At 74.0% G+C, this 13,559-nt stretch carries 15 protein-coding genes; 12 read left to right on the top strand and 3 right to left on the bottom strand.

The features are described 5' to 3' along the window. Window position 1: 1 nt before the first annotated feature. The 12 genes from OG455_RS02850 (at window position 2) to OG455_RS02795 (ending at window position 11,089) form a co-directional block, all read left to right on the top strand. A complete protein-coding gene (locus OG455_RS02850) occupies window positions 2-643 on the top strand; it encodes a DUF5947 family protein (RefSeq protein WP_266300636.1) in 642 nt (213 codons plus the stop codon). Then, window positions 640-1,284 carry a DUF6084 family protein gene (locus OG455_RS02845; RefSeq protein ID WP_266289801.1) on the top strand — a complete coding sequence of 215 codons (645 nt, stop codon included), beginning with the start codon at window positions 640-642 and terminating at the stop codon, window positions 1,282-1,284. The genes OG455_RS02850 and OG455_RS02845 overlap by 4 nt, the downstream gene beginning before the upstream one ends. Beyond that, entirely contained in the window at window positions 1,281-2,654 is a 1,374-nt protein-coding gene (locus tag OG455_RS02840; protein WP_266289799.1) for a hypothetical protein, read from the top strand. The genes OG455_RS02845 and OG455_RS02840 overlap by 4 nt, the downstream gene beginning before the upstream one ends. Beyond that, a complete protein-coding gene (locus OG455_RS02835; RefSeq protein ID WP_266289797.1) occupies window positions 2,651-3,256 on the top strand; it encodes a hydrogenase maturation protease in 606 nt (201 codons plus the stop codon). Before OG455_RS02840 ends, OG455_RS02835 begins: the two co-directional genes overlap by 4 nt. 255 nt (window positions 3,257-3,511) lie before the next feature. Beyond that, window positions 3,512-3,892: a hydrogenase maturation nickel metallochaperone HypA gene (gene hypA / locus OG455_RS02830; RefSeq protein ID WP_266289795.1), complete on the top strand. Its 381-nt coding sequence runs from the start codon at window positions 3,512-3,514 to the stop codon at window positions 3,890-3,892. 5 nt (window positions 3,893-3,897) lie between these two features. Further along, complete coding sequence (gene hypB / locus OG455_RS02825) at window positions 3,898-4,725, top strand: hydrogenase nickel incorporation protein HypB (RefSeq protein ID WP_266289793.1); 828 nt, start codon at window positions 3,898-3,900, stop codon at window positions 4,723-4,725. After that, window positions 4,722-7,043: a carbamoyltransferase HypF gene (hypF, locus tag OG455_RS02820; protein WP_266289791.1), complete on the top strand. Its 2,322-nt coding sequence runs from the start codon at window positions 4,722-4,724 to the stop codon at window positions 7,041-7,043. The genes hypB and hypF overlap by 4 nt, the downstream gene beginning before the upstream one ends. Before the next feature lie 5 nt (window positions 7,044-7,048). Next, window positions 7,049-7,351 (top strand): HypC/HybG/HupF family hydrogenase formation chaperone, encoded by a 303-nt coding sequence (locus OG455_RS02815; RefSeq protein WP_266289789.1) that lies wholly within the window; start codon window positions 7,049-7,051, stop codon window positions 7,349-7,351. After that, complete coding sequence (gene hypD, locus OG455_RS02810; RefSeq protein ID WP_266289787.1) at window positions 7,348-8,469, top strand: hydrogenase formation protein HypD; 1,122 nt, start codon at window positions 7,348-7,350, stop codon at window positions 8,467-8,469. Before OG455_RS02815 ends, hypD begins: the two co-directional genes overlap by 4 nt. A gap of 46 nt (window positions 8,470-8,515) precedes the next feature. Then, window positions 8,516-9,526 carry a hydrogenase expression/formation protein HypE gene (gene hypE / locus OG455_RS02805; protein ID WP_266300635.1) on the top strand — a complete coding sequence of 337 codons (1,011 nt, stop codon included), beginning with the start codon at window positions 8,516-8,518 and terminating at the stop codon, window positions 9,524-9,526. Window positions 9,527-9,683: 157 nt separating this feature from the next. Next, on the top strand, window positions 9,684-10,331 hold the full coding sequence (locus OG455_RS02800) for a TMEM175 family protein (protein ID WP_266289785.1): 648 nt from the start codon (window positions 9,684-9,686) through the stop codon (window positions 10,329-10,331). 158 nt (window positions 10,332-10,489) lie between these two features. After that, entirely contained in the window at window positions 10,490-11,089 is a 600-nt protein-coding gene (locus OG455_RS02795) for a hypothetical protein (protein ID WP_266289783.1), read from the top strand. Window positions 11,090-11,122: 33 nt separating this feature from the next. On the opposite strand, the gene OG455_RS02790 is transcribed toward OG455_RS02795, so the two are convergent. From OG455_RS02790 to OG455_RS02780, 3 genes are all read right to left on the bottom strand, one after another. After that, on the bottom strand, window positions 11,123-12,148 hold the full coding sequence (locus tag OG455_RS02790) for an aldo/keto reductase (RefSeq protein WP_266289781.1): 1,026 nt from the start codon (window positions 12,146-12,148) through the stop codon (window positions 11,123-11,125). An 8-nt stretch (window positions 12,149-12,156) separates the two neighbouring features. After that, window positions 12,157-12,621, bottom strand: a complete 465-nt coding sequence (locus OG455_RS02785) for a MerR family transcriptional regulator (RefSeq protein WP_266289779.1) — start codon at window positions 12,619-12,621, stop codon at window positions 12,157-12,159. An 80-nt stretch (window positions 12,622-12,701) separates the two neighbouring features. Then, entirely contained in the window at window positions 12,702-13,532 is an 831-nt protein-coding gene (locus OG455_RS02780) for an alpha/beta fold hydrolase (protein ID WP_266289777.1), read from the bottom strand. Between the last annotated feature and the right edge of the window lie 27 nt (window positions 13,533-13,559).

Genomic DNA, 13,559 nt, shown 5'->3' with positions numbered 1-13,559 from the left:
CCTGCGACATCTCACCCGCCCCGGCACCGCGCTGCTGCGCCGGCTGCGCGAGCCCGCGCCGCCGCAGCCCGAGCGCTGCGAGTTCTGCGACATCCACCTGCCGGGCCGGCACCGACACCTGGCGGACCGCGACGAGCGCGCGCTGGTCTGCGTCTGCCCGGCCTGCGCCCTGCTGTTCCAGCAGCAGGGTGCGGCGGGCGGCCGCTACCAGGGGCTCTCCGACCGCTATCTGGCCGACCCCGAGCACCAGTTGGACGAGAGTGCCTGGCAGGCGCTGCGGATCCCGGTCAGCACCGCGTTCCTGTTCCGGGACACCGCGCTGGAGCGGCTGGTCACCCTCTACCCGAGCCCGGCCGGGGCCGCCGAGGCCGAACTCGACGAGACGGCCTGGCAGACGGTGCTGGAGGGCAGCCGGCTGGCCGCCGAGCTGGCGCCGGACACCGAAGCGCTGCTGCTGCGCCGCACGGCGGGCCGGATCGACTGCTACCTGGTCCCGATCGACGTCTGCTACGAACTGGTCGGCCGGCTGCGGCTGTGCTGGCACGGCTTCGACGGCGGCGCCGAGGCCCGCGCCGAGCTGGACGGCTTCTTCGGCCGGCTGGCCGAGCGGGCCAGGGCCCCGCGCGCGGAGGTGCGGCCGTGACCGAACTCGGCTTCACCTGCACGCAGGTGCGCTCCGACCCGTACGCCGCGGGACCGACCCTCGTCTTCCGGTTGCGGATCACCGCCACCGGCGGGGCCCGGGTGCACGCGCTCGCGCTCCGCTGCCAGCTGCGGATCGAACCGGCCCGCCGCCCCTACGGCGAGGCCGAGGGCGAGCGGCTGGCCGACCTGTTCGGCGACCGCTCGCGCTGGGGCACCACGCTCAATCCGATCCAGTTCGCCCAGGTCTCGCTGCTGGTCCCCGGCTTCGAGGGCGAGACCGAGGCGGACCTCGTGGTGCCCTGCACCTACGACCTGGAGGTGGCCGCCTCCCGCTACCTGCGGGCGCTGGAGGGCGGCGACGTCCCGCTGCTGCTGCTCTTCTCCGGCACCGCCTTCACCGGCCCCGGCGGCTTCCAGGTCACTCCGGTGCCCTGGGACAAGGAGGCGGTGGTGCGGATGCCCGCCAAGGTCTGGCGGGACGCGATGGACCAGCACTTCCCCGGCTGCGGCTGGCTGCGGCTGCCGGGCGACCTGATGGACGAGCTGCTGCTCTACCGCTCCCAGCGGGCGCTGCCCTCCTGGGAGGCGACGGTGCGCGAACTGCTCGACCGGGCCCCGATCGAGGAGGCGGTGCGATGACGGCCCTGCCGGTGGAGCTGGAGGCCCGTTTCGCGGTGGCCCGGCAGATCGCCGACGCGGTGCTCTTCGAGGGCTACGTGCTCTACCCCTACCGGGCCTCGGCGGCCAAGAACCGGCTGCGCTGGCAGTTCGGCGTGCTGGTGCCGCCCAGCTACGGGGCGGACAGCGCGGAGCACAGCGAGCAGCGCACCGAGTGCGTGATGGAGCCGCGGCGCGGCGCCGACCTGGCGGTGCAGCTGCGGTTCCTGCGGGCCCAGCGGCGAACCGTCCAACGGGTCCTGGAGAACGGTGAGTTCGAGACCGTCCCGGAACTGGAGCTGGCCGACCGGGTGCTGGTCCCGTGGGACGAGGGGATCGAGGAGCGGGTCGAACTCATCGTTCCGGTCGACAAGTTGACCGGCACCGGGATCGAGCACCCGTTCCGCTCGCCCGCCCGCGAGGAGCAGGAGGAGGTGCTGGAGGACGGCGTGCTGGTCGGCCGGCTGCTGCGCCAGTGCGAACAGCTGGACGGCGTGGTGCGGTTGCGCACCCAGGAGCTGCCCGGTCCCTACCGGGCGGTGCGGCTGGTCGCGGAGGTGGCCAACAGCTCCACCTGGCAGCCGGGCACGGGCGACCCGCGCGAGGCCGCGCTGCCTCGTTCACTGGTCTCCGCGCACCTGCTGCTCGGGCTCGACCAGGGCGCCTTCCTCTCCGCCACCGACCCGCCGCAGTGGGCCAAGGCGGCGGTCGCCGAGTGCCGCAGCGAGCACACCTGGCCGGTGCTGGTCGGGCCGCCCGGGCAGGACTCGGTGCTGCTCTCCTCGCCGATCATCCTGGAGGACCACCCGCAGGTGGCCCCGGAGAGCCCGGGCGCGCTCTACGACGCGACCGAGATCGACGAGATCCTCGCGCTGCGCACGGCCGCGCTCACCGACCGGGAGAAGCGCGAGGCGCGCGGCACCGACGAGCGGGCCGGTGCGGTGATCGACCTCGCCGACTCGCTGCCGGCCGAGGTGCTGGAGCGACTGCACGGCGCGGTGCGGGCGCTGCGCGAGGTCACCGCGCCGACCGCGCCCGCCGCCGACCAGCCGTGGTGGGACCCGGGCAACGACCCGCAGGTGGACCCGGACCAGGACCGGGTGCTGGTGGACGGCCGCTCGGTCGGCGCGGGCAGCCGGGTGCTGCTCAAGCCGGGGCGGCGGCGCACCGACGCGCAGGACCTCTTCCTGCACGGGCGCACCGCGCTGGTGGAGGCGGTGCTGCACGACGTGGACGGCGAGGTGCACCTCGCCGTCACCGTGGAGGGCGACCCCGGTGCCGACCTGTGGCGGGCCCAGGGCCGGTTCCGCTACTTCCAGCCGGACGAGGTCACACCGCTGGAGGGGGAATGACGGAGCGGGTCGAGAGCGTGGCCGAGCCGGGCGCTGGCGTGGCCGGGCGGTTGGTCGCGGACGGCCGGGTGCTGATCGCCGGGGTGGGGAACATCTTCCTCGGCGACGACGGCTTCGGCATCGAGACGGTGCGCCGGCTCGGCGCGCAGGAGCTGCCCGAGCGGGTCGAGGTGGTCGACTTCGGAGTGCGCGGGGTCCACCTCGCCTACCAACTCCTGGACGGCTACCGGACCCTGGTGCTGGTGGACGCCACCGCGCGCGGTGGCGTACCCGGCACTGTCTACCTGATCGATGCCACCAGCGGCCCGGTCGAGCAGGTGGACCCGGTGGCCGCCGCCGTGCTGGACGGGCACCGGATGGGCCCGGACGCGGTGCTCGGCCTGCTGGCCGCGCTCGCCGCCGGGACCGGCGGTTCGCCGCCGGAGCGGGTGCTGGTGGTCGGCTGCGAGCCGGCCTCGCTGGAGGAGGGCATCGGGCTGAGCGCGCCGGTGGCGGCGGCCGTGGACGAGGCGGTCGCGGTGATCCGGTGTCTGCTGGCGGAGTCGGACCCGAGCGGGCGACCGGTCGCCCACCGGGCACAGAGAAAGGCGTCATCATGCTGAAGTTCCTGGTCCGCGGCGTGCTCGCGGCGGGTGTGGGCGTGCTGGTCTGGCAGACCCTGCCGGACGTCAAGCGGTACCTGCGGATCTCCCGCATGTGACCGCAGGTGAGCGCAGGGTACCGGGTTCCGCACCCGGTACTGCTGCGAATGGCGTACGCCCCGGGCGCGGTGGCGGCGCGGCTGCGAGCCGCTGCCGCCACCGCGCTCTCTAATGGTGCCCGCCGCGGCGTAGTCGCGTGATCCGGGAAGAGGGCCGATGCACGAGATGTCGATCGCGGTGGCCGTCGTCGAGCAGGTGGAGCAAGCGGCGCGCGAGCACGGGGCGGTCGCCGTCGAGGCGGTGCGGCTCCAGGTCGGCGAGCTGGCCGGGGTGGTGCCGGACGCGCTCGACTTCTGCTTCTCACTGGCCTGCGCCGACACGGTCCTGGCGGGGGCGGAGTTGACCGTCGAGGCGGTGCCGGCCCGGGCCAGGTGCGCGGCCTGCGCCACCGAGTGGGCCGTCGGCATGCCGCCCGACCTCTGCTGCCCGCGCTGCCCCGGGGTGGCGGGCGAGCTGCTGACCGGGCGTGAGTTGCAGATCCTGGACGTGCGCTGGGCCGAGGAGCCCGCGCTCGCCCGGGCCGACCAGGAAGGCTGAAGCCGATGTGTCGTACGGTCGATCTCCAGCAGGCGGTCCTCGCCCGCAACGACGGCAGCGCACGGGAGTTGCGCGCGGCGCTGACCGCCCGCGGCACCGTCGCCGTCAACCTGCTCTCCAGTCCGGGCAGCGGCAAGACCGCGCTGCTCGAACTCGAACTCGGCCTGGCCAGGGAGCGCGCGGTGCCGGTCGCGGCGCTCACCGCGGACCTGGCCACCGAGAACGACGCGACGCGGCTGGGGCGTTCGGGCGTGCCGGTGAAGCAGGTGCTCACCGACGGGCTGTGCCACCTGGAGGCGGTGATGCTGGCCGGCCACCTGGACGGCTGGCTGCCGGAGCCGACCCGGCTGCTCTTCGTGGAGAACGTCGGCAACCTGGTCTGCCCGGCCTCCTACGACCTGGGCGAATCGCTGCGCGTGGTGCTCGCCTCGGTCACCGAGGGCGAGGACAAGCCGCTCAAGTACCCGACCGCCTTCGGGCTGGCCAACCTGGTGCTGGTCACCAAGAGCGACCTGGCGGCGGCCGTCGACTTCGACGAGGCGGGCTTCCGGGCCAACGTCGCCCGGGTCAACCCCGGGGTCGAGGTGCTGCTGACCTCGGCGCGCACCGGGGAGGGGGTCGGCGCGCTGCTGGACCGGGCGCTCGCGGTGCTGGAGGGCGCGCCGGTGCACCAGCCGGTGATGGGCCGCCCCTCGGCGGGGCACACGCACAGCCATGGCCAGGTGGACACGCACAGCCATGGTCCGGTGGACACGCACGGCCATGCGCCGGTGGACACGCACGGCCATGCGCCGGTGGACACGCACAGCCATGGTCTGGTGGACCGGCATTGACGACCTGTCAGCGCCGACGGGTCTTCGTCCGGGGGATCGTGCAGGGGGTCGGGTTCCGGCCCTTCGTCTTCACCCTGGCCACCGAGCTCGGACTGGCCGGGCACGTCACCAACACCGGTGACGGCGTGCTCGCGGAGGTCGAGGGACCCGCGGCGGCGCTGGCGGACTTCTGCCGCCGGATCGGCGCCGACGCGCCGCCGCTGGCGCAGGTCGCGGCGGTGGAGCAGGAGAGCCTGGCGGCCACCGGCGCGAGCGGCTTCGCGATCCTCGCCTCCCGGGCCACCGGGCCGGCCCGCACGCTGATCCCGCCGGACACGGCCACCTGCGCCGACTGTCTGGCCGAGCTGGCCGACCCGGCCGACCGGCGCCACCGGCACCCGTTCATCACCTGCGTCAACTGCGGGCCGCGGTTCACCATCGTCACCGGCCTGCCCTACGACCGGGCGGCCACCACGATGGCCGGCTTCCCGATGTGCGGGGACTGCGCCCGGGAGTACGGCGACCCGGCGGACCGCCGGTTCCACGCCCAGCCGGTCTCCTGCCATGCCTGCGGGCCGCGGCTCGCGCTGGTCCGGCCCGGCGAGGCGACCCTGAGCGGCGGCGAAGTGGTCGCTCGGGCAAGGGGGTTGCTGGCCGGCGGGGCGATCCTGGCGGTCAAGGGGATCGGCGGCTACCACCTGGCCTGCGACGCCACCGACCCGGCGGCGATCGCGCGGCTGCGCCGCCGCAAGAACCGGGGCGACAAGCCCTTCGCGGTGCTGGCCCGTTCGCTCGCCGACCTCGAACCGCTGGTCCACCTCGGCCCGGTGGAGCGGGAGTTGCTGACCGGCCCGGTGCGGCCGATCGTGCTGCTGCGCCGCCGGGCGGGGGCCGGCGCGCTGGCCGAGGCCATCGCGCCGCGCTGCCCGGACCTGGGGGTCATGCTGGCGTACGCGCCACTGCACCACCTGCTGCTCGGCCTGCCCGGTGACCCGCCGGGACCAGGGCTGCTGGTGCTGACCAGCGCCAACCTGGCCGGTGAGCCGATCGTCACCGACGACGCCGAGGCGCTCACGCGCCTGGCGCCGCTGGTGGACGGCTGGTTGACGCACGACCGGCCGATCCAGGTGCCCTGCGACGACTCGGTGGTGCGGGTGGTGGACGGCGAGCAGCTGCTGGTGCGGCGCTCGCGCGGCTGGGCCCCGCTGCCGCTGCCGCTGCCGGTTCCGGTACGCCCGGCACTCGCGGTCGGCGGCGACCTGAAGAACACCTTCGCGCTCGGCCGGGACGGCTACGCCTGGCTCTCCGCGCACATCGGCGACATGGACGACCTGGCCACGCTGCGGGCCTTCGACACCGCCGTCGGGCACCTGGAAACGATCACGGGTGTGCGGCCCGAGCTGCTGGTGGCCGACCGGCACCCCGGCTACCGCTCGGGCCGGCAGGCCGAACGCACCGCGCGGGGACGGCCGGTGGTCCGGGTGCAGCACCACCACGCCCACGTGGCGGCCGCGATGGCCGAACACGGCCTGGACGGCAGCGCGCCGGTGATCGGCGTCGCCTTCGACGGCACCGGCTACGGCACGGACGGCGCGGTCTGGGGCGGCGAGGTGCTGCTCGCGGACTACGACGGGTTCCGGCGCTTCGCGCACCTGGGCTACGTGCCGCTGCCGGGCGGCGACGCGGCCGTGGCGCGCCCCTATCGGATGGCACTGGCGCACCTGCGGGCGGCCGGGCTCGGCTGGCACCCCGAGCTGCCCTGCGTGCGGGCCTGTCCGGCCGATGAACTCGCCTGTCTGGATCGTCAGTTGGATCGATCGCTGAACTGTGTGCCGACCTCCAGCATGGGCCGGCTGTTCGACGCGGTGGCCGCGCTGGCGGGCGTCTGCCAGCTGGCCGGCTACGAGGCGCAGGCGGCGATCGAGCTGGAGGCGGCGGCGGTCGCGCACGGGGACGCCGAGGGCTACGCGTTCGCGGTGCGCGGCGCGGCTGGGCGGCTCGACGCGCCGCTGGTGGCCGACCCGGCTCCGGTGCTGGCCGCGGTGCTCGCCGACCTGCGCTCCGGCGCGTCGGCGGGGCTGATCGCCGCCCGCTTCCACGCCGCTGTCGCGGAGCTGGTGCGCCGGCTCTGCGGCGCGGCCCGTGAGCGGCACGGCACCGCCGTGGTGGCGCTGACCGGCGGGGTGTTCGCCAACGCCGTGCTCTCCTCGGCCTGCGCGCGCGGGCTGGGGGCGGACGGCTTCACGGTGCTGCGGCACCGCCGGGTCCCGCCGAACGACGGGGGCCTGGCACTGGGCCAGTTGATGGTGGCGGCGCGAGCCGCCCGGCGAGAGGAGTAGCACCGATGTGCCTGGCGGTGCCCGGCAGGGTGATGGAGATCGAGGAACGCGACGGCGCCCGGATGGCCGTCATGGACTTCGGCGGAGTGGTCAAGGACGTGTGCCTGGAGTACCTGCCCGACCTCGCGGTCGGTGAGTACGCCATCGTGCACGTCGGGTTCGCGCTGCAGCGGCTGGACGAGGAGTCGGCTCGCCAGACCCTCGAACTCTTCGCCGAACTCGGCTTGCTGATGGAGGAGTTCGGCGACCCGTGGGAGGCGGCCGCGGCGGCCGAGGCGGGCGGCGCCGGTGCGGAGGTGGAGCGGTGAAGTACCTGGAGGAGTTCCGGGACCCGGAGCTGGCCCGCGGCCTGCTGGAGGACATCAGGGCCGCGGTCACCAGGCCGTGGGCGCTGATGGAGGTCTGCGGCGGCCAGACGCACACCATCATCCGGCACGGCATCGACCAACTGCTGCCGGAAGGTGTGGAGTTGATCCACGGACCGGGCTGCCCGGTCTGTGTGACGCCGCTGGAGGTGATCGACAAGGCGCTGGAGATCGCCGGGCGTCCTGGCGTCATCTTCTGCTCCTTCGGCGACATGCTGCGGGTGCCGGGCAGTGACCGCGACCTGTTCCGGGTGCGCGGCGAGGGCGGTGACGTCCGGGTGGTCTACTCGCCGCTGGACGCGCTGCGGATCGCCCGGGAGAACCCGGACCGTGAGGTGGTCTTCTTCGGCATCGGCTTCGAGACCACGGCACCGCCCAACGCCATGACGGTCCATCAGGCCCGCAAGCAGGGCATCCGCAACTTCAGCATGCTGGTCTCGCACGTGCGGGTGCCCCCGGCGATCGAGGCGATCATGACCTCACCGGACTGCCGGGTCCAGGGGTTCCTGGCGGCCGGGCACGTGTGCAGCGTGATGGGCGTCGAGGAGTACCCCGAACTGGCCGCCCGGCACCGGGTGCCGATCGTGGTCACCGGCTTCGAGCCGCTCGACATCCTGGAGGGGATCCGGCGCACCGTGCGGCAGTTGGAGCGCGGCGAGCACACCGTGGAGAACGCCTACGAGCGCGCGGTGCGGCCCGAGGGCAACCCCGCCGCCCGGGCCATGCTGGAGGACGTCTTCGAGGTGACCGACCGGGCCTGGCGCGGCATCGGGGTGATCCCAGGCAGCGGCTGGCGGCTCTCCGAGCGCTACCGCGCCTACGACGCCGAGCACCGCTTCGAGGTGAGCGGCATCACCACCCGCGAGTCCGCGCTCTGCCGCAGCGGCGAGGTGCTGCAGGGCCTGATCAAGCCGCACGAGTGCGAGGCCTTCGGCACCACCTGCACCCCGCGCAACCCGCTGGGCGCCACCATGGTCTCCACCGAGGGCGCCTGCGCCGCCTACTACCTGTACCGGCGGCTCGGCACGCCGGCCGCCCTGGAGGTGACCCCCGTTGGCTGAGACCAGCACCCTGGCGGCACCGGACTTCTCCGGCTGGAGCTGCCCGATGCCGCTGCGCGACCACCCCCGGGTGGTGATGGGCCACGGCGGCGGCGGGCTGATGTCGGCCGAGCTGGTGGAGAACATCTTCGCGCCGGCCTTCGGCGGCAGCACCCTGGCGGACTCGGCGGCGCTCACCCTGGGCGGCGCCCGACTCGCCTTCTCCACCGACTCCTTCGTGGTGCGCCCGCTCTTCTTCCCCGGCGGCTGCATCGGCGACCTGGCGGTCAACGGCACCGTCAACGACCTGGCCATGAGCGGCGCCCGGGCGGCCTACCTCTCCTGCGGGGTGATCCTGGAGGAGGGCGTGGAGATGTCCGTGGTCGGCCGGGTCGCCCAGGCGATGGGCGCGGCCGCGCGGGCGGCCGGCGTGGCGGTGGTGACCGGCGACACCAAGGTGGTGGAGGCCGGGCACGGGGACGGCATCTACCTCAACACCGCCGGGATCGGCCTGATCCCGGCCGGGGTGGACCTGCGTCCGCAGCGCGCGGTGCCGGGCGACGTGGTGATCGTCAGCGGGGAGATCGGCCTGCACGGTGTGGCGATCATGAGCGTCCGGGAGGGCCTGGAGTTCGGTGTCGAGATCGTCAGCGACTGCGCCCCGCTCGGCGGACTGGTGGACGCCATGCTGGCCGTCACCCCCGATCTGCACGTGCTGCGCGACCCCACCAGGGGCGGGCTGGCGGCGGCACTGAACGAGATCGCGGCCGCCGCCGGGGTCGGGGTCGCGGTGCGCGAGCGCGCCGTCCCGGTGCCGCCGGAGGTGGCCAACGCCTGCGCGATCCTGGGCCTGGACCCGATGTACGTGGCCAACGAGGGCAAGCTGGTCGCCTTCGTGCCGCGCGAGCACGCGGACGCGGTGCTGGCGGCCATGCGGGCCCACCCGCTGGGCGCGCGGGCGGCGGTGATCGGCGAGTGCGTGGCCGAGCACCCCGGCATGGTGGTGGCCCGCACGGCGCTGGGCGGTACCCGGGTGGTCGACCTGCCGCTGGGGGAGCAACTGCCGCGGATCTGCTGAGACACCGGCCCTGAGCGGGCGGGCGTGCCCGCGCCTGCCCGCTCCGGCCCCCACGGCGCCCGTGGGGCCGGAGCACCCGCTCGGCCCGGTGCCGCGCTCGGCCCCGGGCCGGCGGAAGTCACTCGTCGGGGCACTCTTCGGACAGGTGAGTGGTTGTATGCCGGAGCAGGCGGAAGCCGAGGACGGGCCGCAGGCGCGGGGGATCGACCGGCTGGCGGGGTTCTCCGATGCCGTGGTGGCGATCGCGATCACCCTGCTGGCCATCGACCTGCCGGTACCCGACGGCAGGGACGTGGGCGCGTTGTGGGAATCCGTGCGCGCCAACGGCGGCCACTATGCGGCCTTCTTGATCAGCTTCATCGTGATCGCCGCGGGGTGGCACAACCACCACCGGGTGTTCCTCTCCATCGAGCGGGCCGATCGGCAGCTTCGCGTGCTCAACACGGCCTGGCTCCTCGCGGTGGTGCTGAACCCGTTCGCGACCAGGCTGCTGACGACGCGCGGCGCGCAGTCCCTCGACGCCCACGCGCTGCGCTTCGGCTTCTACGCGGTGTTGCAGGTGCTGGCCTCGGCAGTGCTCCTGGCGATCGTGCGCCACTCGGCCGCACACGGCTTGGCCCCCGGCATGTCGGCGAGCTCGGTGGCGCGGTCGGCCCGGTCCTCGCGCCGGGTGATGCTCGGCTTCGCCCTGTCCATCCCGGTGTTCTTCGCCACCAACTCCGCCTGGCTGCTCTGGTTCGCCGTCCCCTGGCTGCTCAAGGGCTGGGACCGGCTGGGGCGCCGTCGCCGTCCGCGCACCGGGTGAGCGGGCGTTCACCCGCGGCGGGTGGGGCGGCCCGGTGCCCCCGCGACTATGCTGGAGGTAGTCGAAGCCTCAACGATGGTCTGCCCCATGGCCCGTAGTGCCGCCCTCGACCCGATGAGCCGGCGCTTCAGCCGACCGGGTCCCGACGGAGTTCCGCGATGAAGACCTCCACGCTCGTTCTCGCGTTCCTTCCCTTGATCGCCTTTTCGCTGCTCGCCCGGTTCCTGCCCTCGCACGCCATCGGCCTCGCCGCGCTGGTCGCCGCCCTCCTCGCGCTGATCGCCATCGCGATCAGCCGCCCGGTGTGGCCGCCAAAGGTCCTGAACGTGTGCTCGCTGGTGCTCTTCGCCGTCCTGGCCGTGCTCGGCTTCAGCCTCGGCCGCCACGACGACTCCTGGCTGGCAAGGTGGGGCGGTGCGGGCGTCGGAATCATCCTCGGGCTGGTCATCCTCGCGCTGGTCCCGGTGCTGCCGTTCACCGAGCAGTTCGCCCGCGAGAGCGTGCCGCGCGCGGCCTGGGGGTCCGCCACCTTCAAGCGGATCAACCTGGTGCTCAGCACCGCCTGGGGTCTGGCGATCCTGGCGCTCGGTGCCTCCCGGACCGTGGCGGTCGCCCTCGACCGGCACTCCTCGCATCACCTCCTGGAGGTGGTCTTCAGCCTGGCCCTGCCCGTCGTGCTCATCGTCTACATGCTGAACTTCTCCAAGGCCTACCCGGACCGCGTCACCGGTGCGGACACCACCGACACCTCCGGATAGGCCCTCGGGCCTGGGGCGATCAGGCCTCGCGGATCAGGCCTCGCGCGCCTCGGAGGTGAGGGACATGTCCGAGTAGCGCGGGCCCGCCACCTGGCCGGCGATCGGCTCCAGCAGTGCCAGCTCCGCGGCGCTCAGGGTGATCCGGGTGGCCGCGGCGTTCTCCAGGAGGCGGGCGCGCTTGCGGGTGCCGGGGATGGGCACGACGGTGAGGCCGTGCGCCTGGGCCCGCTGCTGCACCCAGGCCAGCGCGATCTGGGCGGGGGTGGCGCCGTGATCGGCCGCGATCTTGTCGAGCGGCGCCAGCAGCGCGGTGTTCGCCCTGGCGTTGTCGCCGCTGAAGCGCGGCAGCAACTGCCGGAAGTCGCCGCCGGAGAGTTCCTTGCTCGCGTCGCTGAAGGCACCCGTCAGGAAGCCCCGGCCGAGCGGTGAGTACGGCACGAAGGCGACCCCGAGCTCGGCGGCCGCGCCCACCGCGCTGCGCTCGACGTCCCGGCTGAAGAGCGACCACTCCGACTGCAGCGCGGTGATCGGGTGCACGGCGTGCGCCTCGCGCAGCTCGGCCCCGGTGACCTCGCTGAGGCCCAGGTGCCTGACCTTGCCCTCCCGCACCAGCTCGGCCATGGCACCGACCGACTCGGCGAGCGGGACGGCGGCGTCGCGGCGGTGCATGTAGTAGAGGTCGATGGCCTCGATGCCGAGCCGGCGCAGGCTCGCCTCGGCGGCGCGCCTGATGTACGCGGGGTCGTTGCTGATGCCGCGGTAGCCCGGCTCGTCGGCGCGCAGCTCGAAGCCGAACTTGGTGGCCAGCGTGACCTCGTCGCGGTGCGCCGCGAGGAACGGCGCGAGGAACTCCTCGTTGGCACCGTGGCCGTACATGTCGGCGGTGTCGATGAGGGTGACGCCCGCTTCCAGGGCGGCCTCCAGGGTGTCGCGGGCCGCCGCGGTGTCCGTCTCGCCGTAAGCGGCGCTGATGCCCATGGCGCCGAAGCCCTGGACACCGACGACGGGGCCGCCGGTACCCAGCTCGACCGTGCGGATCTGCTCGGTGGTGTTGCTCATGATGGCGCTCAGGCCCTCTCCGACGCCCGCCGGGCGTCCGCGTAGAAGTCGATCTTGTGGTCGAGCGCGGCGAGGGTGTCCTGCAACTCCGCGATGCGCGAGAGGACGTCGTGCCGGGTCTGCTCCAGGACCTCCTGCCGCTCCTCGAAGGTGTCCTCGCCCCGGCGGACCAGCTCCGCGAAGTGGACCATGGCGGCGACCGGCATCCCGGTCAGGCGCAGCGTGCCGACGAAGGCGAGCCAGTCGAGGTCCCGGTTGCCGAAGACGCGTTGGCCGTGGTGCGACCGCCCCACGTGCGTCATCAGGCCGATCTGCTCGTACCAGCGCAAGGTGTGCGCGCTGAGACCGGTCAGCGCCGCGACCTCGCTGATCGTGTACCGGTCCTGGCCGTCGGGGCGCGGATGGGCAGGACCCCAGGAGACGCAGGCGCGCGCGGGCGGGGAGTGCACGGGAGTGCTGTCGATCACCGTCATGCCGGTAACGCTAGAGGCTTCGAGTGCGCTCGAAGCAAGCGTGGTCCGCGCGACGCCTGCTGGGTCGTAGGGGTTGCGGGCTACTGGGTGCTGGTGGTGGTGCTGGTGGTGGTGAGCAGCGGGGAGCTGCTGCCCTGCAGCAGGACCCGGGCGACCAGGGTGGGGTTGTCGCCCATCGGGACGTGGCCGCAGTCGGGGAGGGGGATGAAGCGGGCGCCTGGCAGGAGGGTGCGGGCACGGCGGCCCTGGGCGTGCGGGAGCAGGCGGTCGCGGGTGCCCCAGGCGATGGTGAGCGGGACGTCGGCGGGGATCGCCGTCGGGAAGCGGTGGGCCTGTTCGGCGCGTCCGGCCCGCAGGGTCTCGCTGAAGCCGGGGGCGTCCAGCAGGGCACGGGTGTCGAGCAGCAGCTCGGCCGGATCGAGCCGCTCGGGGCGGCCGTAGATCACGCCGAACATGAGCTTGCGGCCCTGGGCCGAGCGGGCCAGCCTGGCGCGCACCGGCTCCGGGGTGCGCGCGGCCACCCGGTGCAGGCCCAGCAGGCCGGCCGCGTAGAGGTAGCCGGGCAGCCGGTAGAAGCCGGCGGGGGAGAGTGCGGTGGCCGAGGAGACCAGGCCGCGCTGGGCGGCGCGCAGTGCGAAGAGGCCGCCGAGCGAGTTGCCCGCCACGTGGGGGCGCTCGACGCCGATCGAGGCGAGGAAGTCGGCGAGCACCGTGAGCGCGCTGTCCACGGTGTAGGGCAGGCCTGGTGGCAGAGTGGGGGAGGCACCGAAGCCGGGCAGGTCGACGGCGATCACCTCCCGCTCGGCGGCGAGCAGGTCGAGCACGGGCTTCCAGCCCTGCCAGCGGTGTCCGATGCCGTGCAGCAGCAGCAGGGGCGGGCCGTCGCCCCGGCGCTCGTGTACGAGGTCCATGGCTGTCGAGGATAGGCGGAAGTTACC

Source organism: Kitasatospora sp. NBC_01287 (assembly GCF_026340565.1).
Taxonomy (GTDB): Bacteria; Actinomycetota; Actinomycetes; order Streptomycetales; family Streptomycetaceae; genus Kitasatospora.
This window is presented reverse-complemented; position numbering and strand designations above follow the sequence as displayed.

Bases quoted from the DNA above. Each gene is read 5' to 3' on its own strand.
- OG455_RS02840 (WP_266289799.1), top strand. From the start codon at position 1,281: ATGACGGCCCTGCCGGTGGAGCTGGAGGCCCGTTTCGCGGTGGCCCGG.
- OG455_RS02835 (WP_266289797.1), top strand. From the start codon at position 2,651: ATGACGGAGCGGGTCGAGAGCGTGGCCGAGCCGGGCGCTGGCGTGGCC.
- hypA (WP_266289795.1), top strand. From the start codon at position 3,512: ATGCACGAGATGTCGATCGCGGTGGCCGTCGTCGAGCAGGTGGAGCAA.
- hypB (WP_266289793.1), top strand. From the start codon at position 3,898: ATGTGTCGTACGGTCGATCTCCAGCAGGCGGTCCTCGCCCGCAACGAC.
- OG455_RS02815 (WP_266289789.1), top strand. From the start codon at position 7,049: ATGTGCCTGGCGGTGCCCGGCAGGGTGATGGAGATCGAGGAACGCGAC.
- hypE (WP_266300635.1), top strand. From the start codon at position 8,516: ATGCCGCTGCGCGACCACCCCCGGGTGGTGATGGGCCACGGCGGCGGC.
- OG455_RS02800 (WP_266289785.1), top strand. From the start codon at position 9,684: ATGCCGGAGCAGGCGGAAGCCGAGGACGGGCCGCAGGCGCGGGGGATC.
- OG455_RS02795 (WP_266289783.1), top strand. From the start codon at position 10,490: ATGAAGACCTCCACGCTCGTTCTCGCGTTCCTTCCCTTGATCGCCTTT.
- OG455_RS02790 (WP_266289781.1), bottom strand. From the start codon at position 12,148: ATGAGCAACACCACCGAGCAGATCCGCACGGTCGAGCTGGGTACCGGC.
- OG455_RS02785 (WP_266289779.1), bottom strand. From the start codon at position 12,621: ATGACGGTGATCGACAGCACTCCCGTGCACTCCCCGCCCGCGCGCGCC.
- OG455_RS02780 (WP_266289777.1), bottom strand. From the start codon at position 13,532: ATGGACCTCGTACACGAGCGCCGGGGCGACGGCCCGCCCCTGCTGCTG.